Source organism: Gemmobacter caeruleus (assembly GCF_008271655.1).
GTDB lineage: Bacteria > Pseudomonadota > Alphaproteobacteria > Rhodobacterales > Rhodobacteraceae > Gemmobacter > Gemmobacter caeruleus.
The window spans coordinates 169,059-187,403 of record NZ_VKKX01000052.1; the positions used below are offsets into that span (position 1 = coordinate 169,059).

The window sequence follows — 18,345 nt, forward strand, 5'->3', positions numbered from 1 at the left end:
GCGGCCATGGCTTTTCAATCGCGCGTGACGGCGGTCCTCGGGCCGACGAACACCGGCAAGACGCATTACGCGATCGAACGGATGCTGGGCCATCGGACCGGGGTGATCGGCCTGCCGCTGCGTCTGCTCGCGCGCGAGGTCTATGACCGGATCGTCAAGGCGCGCGGGCCGTCGGTGGTGGCGCTGGTCACGGGCGAGGAACGCATCGTGCCCGACCGCACCCAGTATTGGGTCTGCACGGTCGAGGCGATGCCCACCGATATCGGCGCCGATTTTCTGGCGGTGGACGAGATCCAGCTATGCGGCGACCCCGAGCGCGGCCATGTCTTCACCGACCGGTTGCTGCATGCGCGCGGGCTGGTGGAGACGATGTTCCTCGGATCCGATTCCATGCGCCCCGCCATTGCCGCGCTGATCCCGCAGGCGCAGTTCGTGCGGCGGGAACGGTTCTCGACCCTGAGCTATACCGGCCAGAAAAAGATCAGCCGGATGCCGGCGCGCTCGGCCATCGTGGGGTTTTCGGTCGATGATGTCTATGCCATCGCCGAACTGATCCGCCGGCAAAAGGGCGGCTGCGCCGTGGTGATGGGGGCGCTGAGCCCGCGCACCCGCAATGCGCAGGTCGCGCTCTATCAGAATGGCGAGGTGGATTATCTGGTGGCGACCGATGCCATCGGCATGGGGCTGAACCTGGATATCAAGCATGTGGCCTTTTCGCAGATCCACAAGTTTGACGGGCGGCGGATGCGGCCGCTGTTCCCGCATGAACTGGGCCAGATCGCCGGGCGGGCCGGCCGCCATACCGAACCCGGCACTTTTGGCGTGACCGGCGAGGCCGGGCCGCTGGACGAGGATCTGGTCGAGGCGATCGAGGAAAACCGCTTTGCCCCGGTGCGCAAGCTGATGTGGCGCAATCCGGTGCTGGAATTTGGCAGCGTGGATCGGCTGATTGCCGCGCTGGAGGCGCCGACCGCGAATGAATGGCTGGTCCGCACCCGCGAGGCGGATGACCTGCAATCGCTCAAGGCGCTGGCGCAGATGGAGGGCGTGCGCGCCCGCCTGACCAGCCCGCAGGCGGTGCGGCTGATCTGGGATGTCTGCCGCATCCCGGATTTCCGCTCCACCACCGGGGCGGATCATGTGCAATTGTTGCAACGCCTGTTCGGATTCCTGCAAGACGGGCGGATTCCGTCCGATTGGCTGGCAAAAGCCGTTTCCCGCATCGACCGGAGCGACGGGGATATTGACGCCATCTCGAAACGGCTGGCCTATATCCGCACCTGGACCTATGTTGCGCAACGCAAGGGCTGGGTCGAGGATGAATCCCATTGGCGCGACGAGACGCGCGCTGTAGAAGACCGCCTGTCGGACGCGCTGCATGCGCGGCTGACCCAACGATTTGTCGATCGGCGCACATCGGTCCTGATGCGCCGGTTGAAACAGAAGGAGAGCCTTGTGGCTGAGGTGAATGACAAGGGTGAAGTGATGGTCGAGGGCGAATTCGTCGGCCGTCTGGAAGGGTTCCGCTTCCGTCAGGATGCCTCCGCCTCGGGCGAGGAGGCGCGGGTGATGCGTCAGGCCGCCGTGCAGGCGCTGCGGCCCGAATTCCACCTGCGGGCGGACAAGTTCTATAACGCCCCCGATACCGAGATGGATTTCACCGAACAGGGTGGCCTGATGTGGGGCGGCTCTGCGGTCGGCAAGCTGGTGGCGGGGGCCGATGCGCTCAAGCCCCAGGTCGAGGCTTTCGTGGATGAGGAAGCCGGGCCGGATGTCATCGAAAAGGTGAAGCGCCGCTTGCAGCATTTCATCGACCGCAAGGTCGCGGCCCTGTTCGAGCCGCTGCTGGCGCTTGGCCGGGACGAGAATCTGCAAGGTCTGGCCCGTGGCTTCGCCTTCCGTCTGGTCGAGGGGCTGGGCGTCGTTACCCGCGAAAGCGTGGCCGATGACGTGAAGGCCCTGGATCAGGAGGCGCGCGCCAGCCTGCGCAAGCATGGCGTGCGTTTCGGCCAGTATACGATCTTCCTGCCGCTGCTGCTCAAGCCCGCGCCGACCCGGCTGCGGCTGGTGCTGTGGTCGCTGGCCAAGGGTTTGCAGGAATTTCCCGAAAGCCCGCCGCCCGGTCTTGTGACGATCCCCAACATCCCCGATGTGCCGAAAGAGCATTACACCCTGGCCGGCTATCGCCCGGCAGGTGCCCGTGCGATCCGCATCGACATGCTGGAACGTCTGGCCGATCTGCTGCGCGCCAAGGACAGCCGCGCCGGATTCGAGGCGACGGCCGACATGCTGTCGATCACCGGCATGACGCTGGACCAGTTCGCCGATCTGATGGGCGGTCTGGGCTACAAGGGCGAAAAGGCGGAGCGGGTGAAACAGCGCGCGCCGCAACCGCCCGCTGCGCCCGAGACCAGCACCGCGCCGATCCCCGAAGAAGTGTCGGTTCTGGCGCCGCCCCCGGCCGAGGAACCCGCGCCGGTTGAAGGCGAGGCCGCCGCCGAGACGCCCGCGCCCGAGATGGAGGCCTATTTCACCTTCACCTGGGCGCCGCGTCCGCGCAACGACCAGCGCGGCCCGCGCCGCGAAGGCCAGGGGCAGGGCCGTGGCCCGCGTCGCGACGGGGCCGAAGGCCAGCCGCGCGGCGACCGCCCGGCCCGCGCCCCGCGCCCCGAGGGCGAAGGCGCCAAGCCGCGCGAGGATCGCCCGCGCCGCGAGGCCGGCGAGGGCGGCAAGCGCGACGATCACCGCAAGGGTGGCAAGCCTGAGGGCGGCCATGGCAAGGGCCCGCGCCGCGACGACCGCAAGGGCGGCAAGCCCGAGGGCGGCCACAAGCCGCGCAACTTCGAGGCGCGCCCGCCCCGGGCCGACAAGCCGATCGACCCCGACAACCCCTTCGCGGCGTTGCTGGCTTTGAAAGGCAAGGTCTGATTGGCGAAATATCGGGCTGAGGACCGGGTCAAGCCCGCGGCGTCCGCGCCGCGCGTGACCATCCGGCTGGACAAATGGCTGTGGCAGGCGCGGTTCTTCCGGTCGCGCCCCATGGCCTGCGACATGATCGCCGACGGCCATCTGCGGCTGAACGGGCAGCGCTGTCTCAAGCCCGGCCATCAGGTCGGGGCAGGGGATACGCTGACCTTTCCGCAGGGCGACCGCATCCGCCTGATCCGCGTGCTGGCCCCCGGCACGCGGCGCGGCCCCGCCACCGAGGCGCAGCGCCTCTATGCCGATCTCGACCCGCGCCCCGATCTCGGCCCCGATGCGGCAGATGGCAGCGACACTTCTGCGCTTGAATGACCGCGCCGCTTCGACTAGCTAGACGCCCAGACCGCGCGCTCGCGCAACGCCCAGACGACCCAAGCGGGGACCAGCCATGACCTATGTGGTGACCGACAACTGCATCGCCTGCAAATACACCGACTGCGTCGAGGTATGCCCGGTGGACTGCTTCTACGAGGGTGAGAACACGCTGGTGATCCATCCCGACGAATGCATTGACTGCGGCGTCTGCGAACCGGAATGCCCCGCCGATGCCATCCGCCCGGATACCGAGCCGGACATGGACAAATGGGTGGAATTCAACCGCAAATATGCGGAACAATGGCCTGTCATCACGCAAAAGCGCGACCCGCTGCCCGAGGCGAAGGAACGCGACGGCGAAAAGGACAAGCTGACCAAGTATTTCTCGCCCAATCCCGGCGAGGGGAGCTGATCCGGCGCCTGATTTTCAGGCAAGCCATGCAGCATCTGACGCGGAAACATTCGGTTTCCGCATGGCTCCGCGCCGTTTCGCTGCGTTGCCGCAGTTGGAATCGCGCTGATTCTGTGTTATATATGCGTCACAAACAAAGCATGGACGCCTGACCCCCGCCTCAGGACTGCTCGCCTGGGACGGATTTTCTTGTGACAGATACATCATTCGTTGCCGGAAGCTTGCGCATCCGGTGGCGGATTTCTGTCGCAATGGGCCAGGGCAAGCCACCAAGAGGAAGCCGCTGGAATGACCAAGACCAAGAAGCCCGATTTCCGTCCTGACGAGTTCGTTGTCTACCCGGCCCATGGTGTCGGCAAGATCCTCTCCATCGAGGAGCAGGAAATCGCCGGGTTCAGCCTGGAACTGTTCGTGATCCATTTCGAAAAGGACAAGATGACCCTGCGGGTGCCCACCCACAAGGCCACCGAAATCGGCATGCGTCAGCTTTCGACCCCCGATGTGGTGAGCAAGGCGCTCGACACGCTCAAGGGCAAGGCGCGGGTCAAGCGTGCGATGTGGTCGCGCCGCGCGCAGGAATACGAGCAAAAGATCAATTCCGGCGACCTGCTCTCGATCGCCGAAGTGGTGCGCGACCTGCACCGCTCGGACGATCAGCGCGAGCAGAGCTATTCCGAGCGTCAGCTTTACGAAGCCGCGCTGGAGCGTCTGACCCGCGAAGTCGCTGCCGTTTCGGGCGCCGACGAGGCGCAGGCGCAAAAGACGGTGGATACCGCGCTGACCTCGCGCGCGGCCTGATCGCGCCGGTCATGTGATGCGAAAGGCCGCCCCCGGGGCGGCCTTTTTCATGAAATCACAGCGCCAGCAGCGCCGCGCTCAGCGCGGCGAGTTCCGACAATTGCTGGCTGGCGCCCAGCACATCGCCGGTCTGCCCGCCGATCCGCGCCTGCGCCAGCCGTGCCAGCGCGAGGCTGGCCAGCCCCGCCGCCAGCAGCATCGCCGCCGTGGCAAAGCCCGTCAGCGCCAGCGCGATCAGCGTCGCGACCAGCGTCGCCATCAGTGCCTGACTGCGCGCCGGCTGGCCCACGCTGGCGCTCAGCCCGCTGCCGCGCGCATTGGGCATCAACGCCATGAGCGCGGCCATCGGCGCCCGGCTCAGCGTGGCGCCGGCGATCAGCGCGGGCCAGTGCCCCGCCGCCAGCAGCGCCGCCATCGCCGCCCAGCGGCCCAGCGTCACCAGCAAGAGCGCCATCACGCCATAGCTGCCGATATGGCTGTCCTTCATGATCTCCAGCCGCCGCTCGCGCGTCCAGCCGCCCCAGAACCCGTCGGCGCAATCGGCAAGGCCATCTTCGTGCAGCGCCCCGGTGGCCAGCGTCAGCACCATCAGCGCCGCGACCGCCGCCACCCCGGCCGGAAGCCCGACCCAGACCGCCCCCTGCGCCAGCGTGGCGGCCAGCCCGCCGACCGCCAGCCCGGCCAGCGGCCAGGCCCAGCAGGCAGGGGGGACGGGAAATTCCAGCGGCGGCGGCAGCGGCAGCCGCGTCAGCAGGCTGAGCGCCGCGCGCAGATCGCGCACAAGGTCGTTCTGTCGCATCGGGATGCCCTTTCCGGGATGGTCAAGCGCCGGAATCCTCGGTAGCCAGTTGGCGATCAAGGTTCAACCGGAGTTCCCCATGTCCGCCCCCTTCGCCTCGATTTCGGCGTTCCGCGCGCTGCTCAACACCCTGCCGCAGGCCGATGCGACGGCCCGGGCGGCGGCAGAGGCGCGCAATGGCCAGTTGACCAAGCCGCCGGGCGCGCTTGGCCGGCTGGAGGATCTGGCGATCTGGTATGCCGGCTGGCGCGGCACCGGTCGGCCTGCGCTGGAACACCCGCAGGTCATTGTCTTTGCCGGCAATCACGGCGTTACCGGGCGTGGCGTCTCGGCCTTTCCGGCCGAGGTGACGGTGCAGATGGTGGCGAATTTCCGGGCCGGCGGCGCGGCGATCAACCAGCTGAGCCGCGCCTTCGGGGCGGAAATGGCGGTGCATGAGCTGGATCTGGATCGCCCGACCGCCGATTTCACCCAAGGCCCGGCGATGACCGAGGCCGAGGTGGTGGCGGCGCTGGCGACCGGCTGGCTGGCGGTCAATCCGGCGGCGGATCTGCTGGTGGTGGGCGAGATGGGCATCGGCAATACCACCGCCGCCGCCGCCATCGCCTGCGCGCTGTTCGGCGGCCTGCCGGGGGAATGGACGGGCCGGGGCACCGGCGTCGATGACCGGGGCCTTGCGCTCAAGACGCAGGTTGTGACCGAGGGGCTGGCGGCCAACCCGTCGCGCGACCCGCTGGAGGTGTTGCGCTGTCTGGGCGGGCGCGAGATCGCCGCCATGGCCGGCGCCATCGCGCGTGCCCATGCCGAACGCATTCCGGTCATTCTGGACGGGTTCATCTGCACCGCCGCCGCCGCGGTTCTGGCGCAGGCCGCCGCCGGCGCGCTGGATCATTGCGTGGCGGGCCATGCCAGTGCCGAGGCCGCGCATCGCGCGCTTTTGTCGAAACTGGGTCTGGCGCCGATTCTGGAACTGGGGCTGCGGCTGGGCGAGGGGTCGGGCGCGGCACTGGCGATCGGCGTCCTGAAGGGTGCGGTCGCCTGTCATTCGGGCATGGCCACCTTTGCCGAGGCCGGCGTCTCGGACGGCTGACCGGGCGCGGGGCGCCGGGCAGGGCGGCTATTCGGCCGCCTTGCGCTCCGGCAGGTCATCCTGATCGTCCAGCAGCGCGGTGCGCAAATCCTCGTCGAGCTGGCGGGCGCGGGCGATATAGGCCTCGTTCTCATGCACGGGCTTGCCGGGCTGCCAAAGCGCCGCAAGGTCGCGCATCGCGGCACGATCCACCCGGAAATAGGTCTGGCTCAGCTTGGCGGCCTCATATTCCGTGAGCCCCATGTTTTCCAGCACATAGCGCCCGGCACGGATCGAGGAATCGAAGCTTTCGCGCACGATGTCATCGGCGCCCGCGCGATAGAGGTCAAAGACATGGATCCGGTCATAGGCCCGGGCGACGATATGCAGGTCGGGCCGCTGGCGGCGGGCGAATTCCACGATCCGCGTGGCGTTGACCGGGTCATCCACCGCCACGACCAGCACCTGTGCCGCGTCCAGCCCCGCCGACATCAGCAGATCGGGGCGCGAGGGGTCGCCGAAATAGCCCTTGACGCCAAAGCGCCGCATCCGGTCGATCGCGGCGGCATCGGCATCCAGCACCACCGTCGTCAGCCCGGCTGACCGCGCCATGCGGTTCACCACCTGACCGAAACGCCCGATCCCGGCAATGATCACCGGCCCCTTTTCATCCACGGCATCGGCCGGCCCTTCCTTGGCGGTAGCCGCCGCCCGTCGCGCCAGATGGCCTTGCAGCAGGAACAGCAGCGGCGTCAGCAGCATGGAGAGGCTGATCACCAGCAGCGCCCGCTGCGCCAGCGCATCGGGCAGGATGCCCTGCGCGACCGAGAAGCTGACGATCAGAAAGCCGAACTCGCCCCCCTGCGCCAGTGCCAGGGTGAACAGCATCCGCTCATGCCCGCGCAGGCGGAACACGCTGCCCAGCACGAACAGCACCCCCGCCTTGGCCGCGATCAGCAAAAGCGTCAGCGCCAGGATGCGCAGCGGCTGATCGGCCAGCAGGCCGGTGTCGATGCTGACGCCGACCGTGATGAAGAACAGCCCCATCAGGATGCCCTTGAAGGGCTTGAGATCGGCGTCGATCTGATGGCGGAATTCGGAATTGGCCAGCACGACCCCGGCGATAAAGGTGCCAAGCGCGGGCGAAAGCCCCACGACCATCATCAGAAAGGCGATGCCGATCACGATCAGCAGCGAAATGAAGCTGCCCATTTCCGGCAGCCGCGCGGCATGGACGAACCGAAAGATCGGCCGCGTCAGGAAATGTCCGACCAGGATGATCGCCGCCACGATGCCCAGCGTCAGCCCCGTCACCGCCCAGCCGGGCAACGATTGCACCAGCGACAGGATCGGCTCTGCCGCGCCCTCGGCCTCGGGCTTCGGGGCGGCGCGGCTGGCCATCAGCGGGATCAGCGCCAGCATCGGCACCACCGCGATATCCTGCGCCAGCAGCACCGCAAAGGTGCTGCGCCCGCCCGGGCTGCGCAGCAGGCCCTTTTCGGTCAGCGTCTGCAACACGATCGCGGTCGATGACAGCGCCAGCGTCAGGCCCAGCGTCAGCGCGACCTGCCAGCGTTCGTTCATTCCCACCAGCAGCATCGCGATCAGCGCGGCGGTCAGGGCGACCTGAAGTCCGCCCAGCCCCAGCAGCTTGTGCCGCATCTCCCACAGGCTGCGGGGGTGCAGCTCCAGCCCGATCAGGAACAGCATGACCACCACGCCGAATTCCGCGAAATGCTGAAGATCGTGATCCTGCCCCACCAGCCCGAGCGCGGGGCCCAGCAGCAGACCAGAGGCGAGATAGCCCAGAACCGAGCCCAGCCCCAGCCTTACCGTGACCGGCACGATCAGCACGGCGGCGCCGAGATAATAGCTCGCAAGAAGCAGCGCGTTTTCCATGGGGTTACTATGGGCAAGCGGTGCCTGCGCGCAACCGGGCAAAGGCGGTCGCGCCGTCACGCTTTGCCGCAGACTGTTACAGTTGCGCGATCCGGGGCAGGAAAGGCGCCCTTCTGCCCGCAAGGCGGGCATCAGCTGCGCGGCATGCTCAGCGCCAGAATCCGGCCGCCCTTCTTGTAGCGGACCTCGCTGTCGGTGATCGCGGCCACGGTGCCGCCGTCGATCCGGTCGCCGACCTTGACCTTCTTGTATTGCCCCGATCCGGTGCGGATCAGCGCATAGCGCCGCGAGGGGGTGCCATAGACCCCGATCAGGTTGGTCTTGGACAGGTTGATCGCATTCACAAAGGTCGCGTTCTTGGAGACCGAGGCCTTGGTCGGCACCTTGGGTGCGGCGGCGGCCGGCGCGATATCCTCGTCCTCGCCGGGTTCGGCGGTGCGCGGCTGGCTGCGCGCGGCGCTGCGTTCGACGGGCTTTTCCGGCTCGGGTTCGGCGGCGCGGGGTTGGGTGCGCGGGCTGGCGGCGGCGGCGACGGCGGCCTGCACCCGGGCGTCGAAATTGCGCGGCTTGACCGGCGGGCGGCGCGAGATCGGCACCGCCAGCGGGCTGACCGGGCCAAGCCGCTGCGGCGCGGCGGCTGCGGCTGCGGCGGCAATCGCCTCGGCGGTGCTGTCCTCGGCTTGCGTCTCGGCCGCCGAAGCGGTGGCCGAGGCGGAAAGCGAGGCGGCGGCGGCAGCCTGGCGGGCCTCGTCGTCCAGGCGGCGCTGTTCGACCTGCCGGGCAATGCTGGCGGGGCGCAGGCGCGGGCGCAGGCTGGCCATGCGGCTTTCGGGCGGTATGGCCAGCGCGGCATCATCGGCGGCCGGGGTCTCCGGGCCTTTCAGGTCGGCGGGGCGCGGGCGGGGGCGAAAGCCCTGAAGCGCGGGGTCGGCATAGGGCTGCGCCGGGGCTGTGACCGGATCTGTCGCGGGATCTGTCGCCGGATCGGCGGCGGGGGCCGTGGCGGGCGGCGCCAGGGCCGCGATACTGTCGGGGCGCGGCGGCGGCACCCGGGCCGGGCGGCCCGCGACCAGGCGATAGCCGTCGGGGGTGACGATCCCGGCCTCGGTCGGGCGGATCAGGCCGTTTCCGTCGAATTCATATTGCGTGCCAAAGGGCGGTGGCGGCAGCGGCGCGACCGGGCCGGCATCGCCGCCGGTCGAGGGCAGCGGCGCCAGCGCCAACGCATCGCTGGCCGCCGGCGGCGCATCCATGGTGGACAGGATGATTTCGTCCTGATCGCCGCCGACCGGGGCGGGGGTGTCCACGGCCGCGGTCAGGCCGGTATCCTGCGGCGCCGCTTCGGGGGCAGCCTCGGGTGCCGCTTCCGCAGTGGTCTCGGCGGGCGCATCGGCGGGCAGCACCTCGCCATCGGCGGCGGCCTCATCCTCGGCCGAGGGGGCGGCGCCCGCCGGGGCGTCGGCCAGATTGGCGTCGGCCAGATCGGGATCGGGGGCGGTGGCCTCAGGGGCCGTGCCATCTTGCGCCAGCGTTACCGGGTCTTCGCCGGTCGCGTCGTTGCGCGACAGCGAAATAGTGGACCAGGCCCCGATCGCCGCCAGCGCGAGCAGCAGGATCCCGGTCAGGATCAGCCCGAGGAAACGCGGCTTGCCGCGCATAGTCGCCGGCCGGCCCCGCAGCGGTGCCGACCGCGCCTGGCCCGGCGCGGGCGTGTCTTGCGGTGGCGGGGCGACCAGCGTGTCGGCGGCCTCGGCGCGGCTGGATTTCGCGGGCTTGCTGCGCCCGGCCAGCCCGGCGATGCCGGGGGCGGTCACCATGCCGGCGCCGGCCTTGGGCGCGGCCTTGGCCGGGGTCTTGCCCGGGCGCGGCGGTGCGGCACCCAATGCGCCGGGGGCGGCGCCTTCGGTGCGGGCCTTGGCCAGCGCGGCCTGAAGCGCGGGCGCCATGGCGGGCGCCAGATCGGGCTCGGTCGCGTCGGCCGGATCATAGGCGCGTGCCTCAGGGGCCGAGGCGGCGGTGGCCGGCGGGGTAAGCGGCGCCGCCGGGGCACGGCGATGCGAGGTGACCGAGGTCACCGACAGGCGGGGTGCGTCGCGCGGCTCCGCGGGCGCTGACGCGGCTTCGGTCGCGCGGTCGCGGCGCGTGCTGAAGGCGGGCGGTTCCTCGAAATCATCCTCGATCGGGTCGAGCGGCAGCAGCTCTGCCTCCAGCTCGGCCCCGGCCAGATCATCGAGATCGGGCGCAAACTCCGCCGTGCCCCGCTGCGCTGACGCAAAGACCGGCGGGCGCTCGATCTCGGGTTCTGGTTCGGGCTGCGCGGCAGGCGATGACCTCGGGGTCACGGGCGGAATGACGACGGGCGGGGCCGGCGCAGCGTCGGCCAGCGGCGGCGTCAGATCGAACACCGCCTGAAACGGCGGTTCCTCGACCGGCGCCATGGGGGCAGGTTCCGGCGCGGCGGACTCGGCGATCACCGTTTCGGGCAGATCGGCTGCCGTGGCAAGCTCGGCCGGCGGATCCTCGGGAAGATCGGGCCAGATTTCGACCGGCATTTCCTCGTCCGGCACTTCCTCGGGCGCCTGCCAGGGGGCCTCGGCGGGAATTTCGACCGGAATTTCGGCGGGGGCTTCGCCGGGAAGCTCCTCGGGCAGTTCCTCGGGCCACTCCTCCGGCGCGGGGTCGGGCAGGAATTCCGGCTCGGGCTGGATTTCGGGCTGCGGGATGATTTCGGGTTCGGGCTGCGGTTCCGGCTCCGGCTCGGGTTGAACCTCCGGCTCCGGCTGCACCTCGGGCGCGGCGGCGGCCGGCTCGGCCCGATGGACGCGCGCGGCCTCGCCCCGGGTGATCGCGCTGACCGGCTCGGCGTCGCGTTCGACCACCTCGCCGGCGCCCAGCAGGCTGGCCGCCATCTGCGACGGACCAAACCACGGCTCGCCCGTGAACAGCGCCGGATCGGGGCGCGCGACAAAGGAAACCGGGTTGAAACGGTGATCGGCGGCAAAGGCCTCGGCCTCGTGCAGCGTGTCGCGGGCGACGACGGCGACCTGAACCTCATGCCCGTCGCCGGCCCAGTCAAAGACCAGATCGGCCACATCATAGGGCGTCCGCCCCTCCAGCCCGCGGCGGATCTGCGCCTCGCGCGCGGCATCGGTCGGGCCCGGCGCCTCCAGCGTCAGGTAAAGCACCTGATCCTCGGGCAGGATCAACTTGGTTGCCACGCCATGCGGCGCCAGCCCCAAGGCAGAGCGCCGCAGATAGGACAGCGCCTCGGCCAGATCGGGGGCCTCGATGCCGGTGCTGCCGATTTCCAGCCAGCCGCGCGCGGTGCGATGCAGCAGGCCGATACTGTCGGACGTGAAGGAAAGGGCGAAGTTCGGTTTCATTTCTTAGGGTCTAGCACAGCTCGGGACAGGGGAGGGAGTCGCATGCGGCCTGTGCGGCGACACCTATAGCAGCTTTCCGCCGAAAGAAAGAAAAACACCCGTGAACGCGCCAAGGAAACACTTATCTGCTGCGTCAGACGGTGTGATTGTCGCAAAAGGTCAAGGAGGACTGTAAATGCGCAACCGGATGAAACAAGAGGCGCGCGCGGTGGCGGTGCTGGCCCTGGCGGGTCTGATGGCGCTGCCCATGGTGGCGACCCCGGCCGGCGCCCAGACCGCAACAGAGGGGCAGATCCGCATGGAACAGGGCCAGATCACGGTGCAGGGCGAGGGCCGGGTGGAAAACGCGCCCGACATGGCGGTGATCACGCTGGGCGTCACCACGCCCGGCGACAGCGCGGCGGTGGCGCTGGCCGCCAATTCCGCGGCGATCGCGCAGGTTCTGGCCAATCTCAAGGCCGCGGGGGTCGCGGATCGCGACATCCAGACCACCGGTCTTTCGATCAGCCCCGACTGGCAGAGCGACAGCTTCAAGAGCAGCTCGCGCATCGCGGGCTATATCGCCTCGAACATGGTCACCGTGCGGGTGCGCGCGCTGGACACGCTGGGCGCCACGCTGGATGCGGCGGTGAAGGATGGGGCCAACACGCTGAACGGGGTGGAATTCGCGCTGCTCGACCCCGCGCCGGCCCTGGCCGAGGCGCGCCGTCGCGCGGTGGCCGATGCGCTGGCCAAGGCCGGCTTGCTGGCCGAGGCGGCAGGGGTGAAGCTCGGCTCGATCCGCGCCATTCACGAGGGCGGCGGCGCGCAGCCGCCGATGCCGATGATGCGCATGTCCGCCGATCAGGCCATGGGCGCGGTGCCGGTGGCGGCCGGGGAGCTGACCACCTCGGCCATGGTGACGATCGTCTGGGATCTGGCCGGCTGAGACCGGGGCCGAACGCGCTTTCCCTTTCGGGCAAAGCGGATTAGCCTCCGCGCCGCAATCGGAACGGCGGCGCGGAAGGCGGAACCATGATCGACAGCCAGACAGGAAAACGCCTTGCCATGACCGCGACCGGCGCGGCGGCGGGCCTGTCCTTCTTTCTGCTGGGGCAGGTGCTGGAGCGCGAGATGCTGGGCGAACGCGCGGCCATGGCGCTCATGGTGCTGGCGGTCGTGTTCTTCACCGCCCTTCTGGGCATGGCGGGGCCGCTGCGACTGGGTCGGGCGGCGGCGCTGGCGGCGGGGCAGGCGGTGGCGGTCGCTGCGCTGCTGTTCTGGGGCAGCTTCCGCTACGGGGCGCTGTCGGATTTCTTCAATACGCCGGTGCCGTTTCTGGCGGCTTTCGTGCTGGTCTTCGTGCCCATGCCCTTTCTGGTCGCCGCCGCGACAAGGGGCTGGCGCGATTACCCGACCCTGTTCAACGAAGCCTGGACCATCGTGATCCGCTATGCCGCGGCCTGGCTCTTTGTCGGGCTGGTCTGGGCGGTGCTGTTCGTGTCGGACCTGCTGTTGCGCATGGTGGGCGTGCCGGTGATCGCGCATCTGATGGAACAGCCGCTGTTCGGCTTTGTCCTCAGCGGGGCGATGCTGGGCCTTGGCATCGCGGTGGTGGACGAGATGGCGGATGTCGTCTCGCCCTATCTGGTGCTGCGGCTGCTGCGGCTGTTGCTGGTGCCGGTGGTGCTGGTGGTGGCGGTCTTTCTGCTGGTGCTGCCGCTGCGCGGTCTGGACCGGCTGTTTGGCCAGCTTTCGGCGGCGGCCACGCTTTTGAGCATCGCGGCGCTTGGCGCCACGCTGGTCACCGCCGCGCTGGACCAGTCGGAGGAGGAGGCGACGCGCTCCGTTCCGGTGCGGGCGGCGGCGCGGCTCATGGCGGCGCTGATCCTGGCGCCGGCGGGGCTGGGGGCCTGGGCGGTCTGGCTGCGCGTGCAACAATATGGCTGGACGCCCGACCGCGTCTTTGCCGGCTGCGTGGCGGCACTCGGGCTGGGCTATGGCGTGCTGTATCTGGCGGCGGTGCTGCGCGGGCGCGGCTGGGAGGCGCGGCTGCGGCGCGCCAATATCCATATGGCGCTGGCGTTGCTGGCGCTGGCGGTGCTGATCTTCACGCCGCTTCTCAGCCCCGAAGGGATCGCCGCGCGCAGCCAACTCGCGCGCTATGAGGCGGGCCGGGTGACGGCGGCGCGGCTCGATCTGGCGGGGCTGGAGGATTGGGGCAGGCCGGGTGCCGCTGCGCTGGCGCGGCTGGCCACGCTGGCCGAGGCCCCGGGCCAGGAGGCGTTGCGCGCCCGTCTCGCCGATCGCAGCCAGCAGGCCGAGGTCGCCGGCCGCGATGCCGAAAGCCTGCGTGCGGAACTGGCGGCGCTGATGCCGCTGCGCCCCGCGACCGAAACCGCGCTGCGCGACACCATCCTGGCCAGCCGGCAGGATTACGAATTGCAGGACTGGCTGTCGGCCTGCCGGCGCAGCCTGCCCGGCGGCCAGCCCGCCTGCGTGATGCTGGTCGCGGATTTCTGGGCCGATCTGCAGGGGTCAGAGGTCGCGGTGCTGACCCTGTCGGAGGATCAATGGCTTGCCGGTGCCGGCTTTGTGCTGCGTGATGCCTTGTGGGAATGGCGCGAATTGCGCCCGTCGGGCGAGGCGATGCCGCGCGGCGCGGCGGCCGAGATCCTGTTGCAGGAACTGCTCGCGGCCCCGGCGCCGCAGTTGGTGCCGCTGCCGGGGCAGATGATCCCGGCGCAGGGCGGCGGGCTGATCCTGATGCGCTGAGCGCGCGCGATAAGCGATTGTTAAACCTTGGGGCCTAGGCTCATCGGGAATCAGGGGGTTTCCGATGCACGGACTCATCAACCGTTCGATCCAGTGCTTTCTGCGCGATACCTATGGCGCGGGATGCTGGGCCGATGTCGCCCGGCAGGCCCGGTTGGGATTCGACAGTTTCGAACCCATGCTGAGCTATGATGACGCGCTGACCGATGCGGTGCTGGATGTGGCCTCGGCCCGGCTGGGGCGGCCCCGCGATACGGTGCTGGAGGATCTGGGGATCTACCTCGTCTCGCATCCCAATGTGCAAAGGCTGCGCCGGCTCTTGCGGTTCGGCGGTGTGGGCTATGCCGATTTCCTGCATTCGCTGGAGGATCTGCCCGGTCGCGCCCGGCTGGCACTGCCCGATGTCGATCTGCCGCAACTGGAACTGACCGACCATTCCGCAACCGAATTCACGCTGGTCTGCCGCTCGGGCCTGCGTGGGGCGGGGCATGTCGTGGCGGGTATCCTGCGGGCCATGGCCGATGATTACGGCGCGCTGTCGCTGGTGGAACATCGCGGCGTGGCACCCGGCAGCACCGGGGGCGAGGTGATCGGCATCACGCTGGCCGAAACCGCCTTTACCCCGGGCCGCCGTTTCGATCTCGCATTGGAAAGCGGGGCATCGTGATGCTGCATATGACCCCGCCTGCGGGCATGATCGGGGCCTTCGGCCTGCCGCAGGCCGCGCTTGATACGCTGATGCCCATGCATCTGGTGCTGGACATGCAGGGAACCGTCCTCGGATGCGGACCCACATTGGCCAAGCTTTTTGACGATGGGGCGGTCACCGGGCAGCAGTTTTTCGACCTGTTCGAACTGCGCCGCCCCTCGGGGGTGACTGATCTGCCCGGGTTGCTGGCGCGGGCGGGTGCGCGGCTCTACCTCGTGCCGCGCGGCCAGCCGGGCCGGGTGCTGCGCGGGGTCTCCATGCCGCTGGCGGGCGGGCAGGGGCTGGTGCTGAACCTGTCCTTCGGCATCGGCCTGGTGGAGGCCGTGCGCGATCACGGTCTGACAGATGCCGATTTCGCCGCCACCGATCTGGCGATCGAGCTGCTTTATGTGGTCGAGGCCAAATCCGCGGTGATGGAGGAATTGCGCGGTCTGAACCTGCGGCTGCAAGGCGCGAAATCCGCGGCCGAGGAACAGGCGATGACCGACACGCTGACCGGCCTGCGCAACCGCCGTGCGCTGGATCTGATGTTGGGGCAGGTGATGGCGGGGCCGGGCAGTCTGGGGCTGATGCATCTCGATCTCGATTATTTCAAGGCCGTGAACGACACGCTGGGCCATGCCGCCGGGGATGAGGTGCTGCGCGTCGTCGCCCGGGTGCTGACCGAGGAGACCCGCGCCGGGGATACCGTGGCGCGGGTGGGCGGCGATGAATTCGTGTTGCTGCTGCCCGGCGTGGGCGATCCCGCCCGGATGCGCCAGATCGCGCAGCGCATCATCGCGCGTCTGACCGAACCGATTCCGTTTGAGGGTACCTTTTGCCGCATCGCGGCCTCGGCAGGGTTCACCCTGTCGATCACCCATCCGCGCCCGGCGGCCGCGACCTTGCTCAACCATGCCGATCAGGCGCTCTATCGGGCCAAGCGCGCCGGGCGCGGGCGCGTCATGCAGTTCGAGCCAGGGGCGGACGATCCCGACGGCGTGGCATGATCATCGGCTTCGACCGCGTGGCGGGCAGCATGATATACGGCGTTGCCGGCTTGATGCTCGCCGCGATGACAAAGCTGTTTTCGCTTTACCTGCGGACCGATTCGGGCGCAGGTCGCAGGCATGACCGCATCTGGACGGCTTCCGGGCCATCATCTCCTGCTGGATTTCGAGGGCGCGCGCAGCCTGGAGGGCGCGGCGGTCGATGCCGCCTTGCGCGCCGCGGCGACGGCGGCAGGGGCGACGGCACTTCAGCTCATGCTCCACCCCTTTCCCGGTGGCGGGATGACCGGGGTTCTGTTGCTCGCGGAATCGCATATCTCTGTGCATACTTGGCCCGAACGTGGCTTCGTGGCGCTGGATGTCTTTCTCTGTGGCGGGGCCGATATCGCAGCGGCGCGGGCGGCGTTGGAGGCGGCCTTTCGGCCGACAACTGTGACCGCGACCCTCGTGACGCGCGGACAGGCCTAGCGGAACCAGCGATCCCAGCCGTCATTGTAATAGCTGACAAGCGCATGGCTGCGCAGGCTGTTCGGCGCGGCAGCGGTTTCGTTTTCATCCGGGCCAAAGGCCTGCGCGGCGGCCCAGGTGGCGGGGGTGAGGTAGCGCAAGCCCCCGGGCAACACGGGCTGCGCCCCGTCGAGCGGGGCTTGTGTGACCAGCGCAAATCCCCAATCGCCGAAACTGGGCAGGAAAACGTGATAGGGCAGCACCGCCAACGCGCCGCCCGGCACCTGCGGATTGCGCGTCAGCCGCAGCGTGCGGATCACCGACCAGTAAGCGTCCCGCGCAAAGAGCGGCGAGCCCGATTGCACGACCATCGCCCCGCGCGGCGCAAGATGACCCAGGGTCATGGCATAGAATTCGCGCGTATAAAGCTTGGACAGCGCAATGGATTTCGGGTCCGGCAGATCGGCGATGATCACATCCCATGTGCCGCGGTCCGTTTCGACGAATTTCCACGCATCCATGTTCAGGATCGTCACCCGAGGATCGCGCAGCGCGCCACTGCTGAGCGCGGAAAGTTCTGGCTGATTGCGAAACAGGTCGGTCACCATCGGGTCGAGATCGACCAGTGTCACGCTTTCCACCTCCGGGTGGCGCAGCACCTCACGCGTGGCCAGCCCGTCGCCGCCGCCCAGGATCAGCACCCGGCGCGGCGCCGCGACCAGCCCCATGGCGGGATGGACCAGCGCCTCGTGGTAGCGGTATTCGTCCTGGCTGTCGAACTGGATCGACCCGTCGAGAAACAGCCGCACCCGGTCGCGGAACCGCGTGACGGTAATGCGCTGCCAGGGGCTTTGCGCGGTCAGGATGATGTCGTCTTCGTAAAGTCGGGCCTCGGCGGCGCCGACCATGCGTTCGGCCTGCCACAGCGCCCCCAGCGTGCAGGCCAGCGCCAGCGCCCAGACCGGCCAGGCCGCGCGCGGCGCTTCCCTGCGAAAGATCCAGAGCGACAGGCCCGCCACGGCCAGGTTCATCGCACCGAAGGCAAGGCTTGCCGACATCAGCCCCAGATGCGGCAGGATCAGCAAGGGAAACAGGATGGAGGCGACCAGTGCGCCGATGTAATCCACGCTCAGCACGTTTTCAAAGCGGAACTCGGCGGCGCCGATCTCTTTCAGGATGCGGGCGATCAGCGGGATTTCCATGCCCGACAGCGCGCCGATCAGGATCAACAGGCCGAAAAGCGGGGTCTCGACCACGCCGATCATTGCATACGAAAAATAGAGCAGCGGCGCCATGAACCCGCCCAGCAGGCCAAGCGCGATCTGCGCCCAGACAAACCCGCTCAGCGCCCGCCCGACAAAGCGCGACAACCAGGCCCCCAGACCCATGGCGGCCAGAAACACGCCGATCACCAGCGAGAATTGCCGCACGCTGTCGCCCAGCAGGTAGCTCGACAGGGTGGCCGCGATCAGTTCGTAGATCAGCCCCGCGACCGCGACCAGAAAGGTCGCCGCCAGAAGCCAGATTTCCCGCATCCGGGCGGGCGCGGCCGGGATCATGATGACAGGATCACCGCCGAGATGATGAGGGCGAGAGCAATGAAGATCGACCCGATCAGGATGGCCAGCGCGGTGTTCTGGTCATGTTCGATTTCCTTGACCACCGAAAAGGGTGCGACCCGGGTGATCAGGAACCAGCACAGCCCGAACAGGCCCAGCCCGATCAGCGTATAGATCACGGTGCCGAGGATTTCGGCGAAATGGACGGATGCCATGGCGTTCATGCGGCG

Annotated in this window: 15 protein-coding genes; 10 read left to right on the top strand and 5 right to left on the bottom strand. The window is 68.9% G+C overall.

Translation table 11 applies throughout. The features are described from left to right. The first annotated feature begins 6 nt into the window (after nucleotides 1-6). The 4 genes from FOA17_RS17680 to FOA17_RS17695 all read left to right on the top strand — a co-directional run bounded on the left by FOA17_RS17680 (nucleotide 7) and on the right by FOA17_RS17695 (nucleotide 4,507). Complete coding sequence (locus tag FOA17_RS17680; RefSeq protein WP_149142829.1) at nucleotides 7-2,928, top strand: helicase-related protein; 2,922 nt, start codon at nucleotides 7-9, stop codon at nucleotides 2,926-2,928. Beyond that, a complete protein-coding gene (locus tag FOA17_RS17685) occupies nucleotides 2,929-3,294 on the top strand; it encodes an RNA-binding S4 domain-containing protein (protein ID WP_238991873.1) in 366 nt (121 codons plus the stop codon). Nucleotides 3,295-3,370: 76 nt separating this feature from the next. Continuing rightward, entirely contained in the window at nucleotides 3,371-3,709 is a 339-nt protein-coding gene (gene fdxA / locus FOA17_RS17690) for a ferredoxin FdxA (RefSeq protein WP_149142830.1), read from the top strand. 288 nt (nucleotides 3,710-3,997) lie between these two features. Then, a complete protein-coding gene (locus tag FOA17_RS17695) occupies nucleotides 3,998-4,507 on the top strand; it encodes a CarD family transcriptional regulator (RefSeq protein ID WP_149142831.1) in 510 nt (169 codons plus the stop codon). Nucleotides 4,508-4,562: 55 nt separating this feature from the next. Here the strand turns inward: FOA17_RS17695 and cobS are convergent, their stop codons facing one another. Beyond that, nucleotides 4,563-5,306: an adenosylcobinamide-GDP ribazoletransferase gene (cobS, locus tag FOA17_RS17700; protein WP_149142832.1), complete on the bottom strand. Its 744-nt coding sequence runs from the start codon at nucleotides 5,304-5,306 to the stop codon at nucleotides 4,563-4,565. A gap of 79 nt (nucleotides 5,307-5,385) precedes the next feature. On the opposite strand from cobS, the gene cobT reads away from it, so the two are divergent. Next, complete coding sequence (cobT, locus tag FOA17_RS17705) at nucleotides 5,386-6,396, top strand: nicotinate-nucleotide--dimethylbenzimidazole phosphoribosyltransferase (protein WP_149142833.1); 1,011 nt, start codon at nucleotides 5,386-5,388, stop codon at nucleotides 6,394-6,396. A 27-nt stretch (nucleotides 6,397-6,423) separates the two neighbouring features. Here cobT and FOA17_RS17710 read toward each other — a convergent pair whose 3' ends face one another. Together FOA17_RS17710 and FOA17_RS17715 are read right to left on the bottom strand one after the other, a co-directional pair. Further along, a complete protein-coding gene (locus tag FOA17_RS17710; protein WP_149142834.1) occupies nucleotides 6,424-8,274 on the bottom strand; it encodes a monovalent cation:proton antiporter-2 (CPA2) family protein in 1,851 nt (616 codons plus the stop codon). A gap of 131 nt (nucleotides 8,275-8,405) precedes the next feature. Then, on the bottom strand, nucleotides 8,406-11,657 hold the full coding sequence (locus FOA17_RS17715; protein WP_149142835.1) for a hypothetical protein: 3,252 nt from the start codon (nucleotides 11,655-11,657) through the stop codon (nucleotides 8,406-8,408). Nucleotides 11,658-11,832: 175 nt separating this feature from the next. Here FOA17_RS17715 and FOA17_RS17720 point away from each other — a divergent pair, with 175 nt between their 5' ends. The 5 genes from FOA17_RS17720 (at nucleotide 11,833) to speD (ending at nucleotide 16,577) form a co-directional block, all read left to right on the top strand. Then, complete coding sequence (locus FOA17_RS17720) at nucleotides 11,833-12,585, top strand: SIMPL domain-containing protein (protein WP_238991874.1); 753 nt, start codon at nucleotides 11,833-11,835, stop codon at nucleotides 12,583-12,585. Between the two features lie 86 nt (nucleotides 12,586-12,671). Beyond that, nucleotides 12,672-14,411 (top strand): DUF4153 domain-containing protein, encoded by a 1,740-nt coding sequence (locus tag FOA17_RS17725; protein ID WP_149142836.1) that lies wholly within the window; start codon nucleotides 12,672-12,674, stop codon nucleotides 14,409-14,411. Between the two features lie 64 nt (nucleotides 14,412-14,475). Next, entirely contained in the window at nucleotides 14,476-15,078 is a 603-nt protein-coding gene (locus tag FOA17_RS17730) for a heme NO-binding domain-containing protein (RefSeq protein ID WP_149142837.1), read from the top strand. After that, nucleotides 15,078-16,109 carry a GGDEF domain-containing protein gene (locus tag FOA17_RS17735; protein WP_149142838.1) on the top strand — a complete coding sequence of 344 codons (1,032 nt, stop codon included), beginning with the start codon at nucleotides 15,078-15,080 and terminating at the stop codon, nucleotides 16,107-16,109. Before FOA17_RS17730 ends, FOA17_RS17735 begins: the two co-directional genes overlap by 1 nt. A gap of 120 nt (nucleotides 16,110-16,229) precedes the next feature. Then, the gene (gene speD / locus FOA17_RS17740; protein WP_149142839.1) at nucleotides 16,230-16,577 is read left to right on the top strand and encodes an adenosylmethionine decarboxylase; all 348 of its coding nucleotides are present in this window, start codon (nucleotides 16,230-16,232) and stop codon (nucleotides 16,575-16,577) included. Here speD and FOA17_RS17745 read toward each other — a convergent pair. Together FOA17_RS17745 and FOA17_RS17750 are read right to left on the bottom strand one after the other, a co-directional pair. Then, the gene (locus FOA17_RS17745; protein WP_149142840.1) at nucleotides 16,574-18,115 is read right to left on the bottom strand and encodes a polyamine aminopropyltransferase; all 1,542 of its coding nucleotides are present in this window, start codon (nucleotides 18,113-18,115) and stop codon (nucleotides 16,574-16,576) included. The genes speD and FOA17_RS17745 overlap by 4 nt on opposite strands. Then, a complete protein-coding gene (locus tag FOA17_RS17750) occupies nucleotides 18,112-18,339 on the bottom strand; it encodes a DUF350 domain-containing protein (protein ID WP_149142841.1) in 228 nt (75 codons plus the stop codon). The genes FOA17_RS17745 and FOA17_RS17750 overlap by 4 nt, the downstream gene beginning before the upstream one ends. Between the last annotated feature and the right edge of the window lie 6 nt (nucleotides 18,340-18,345).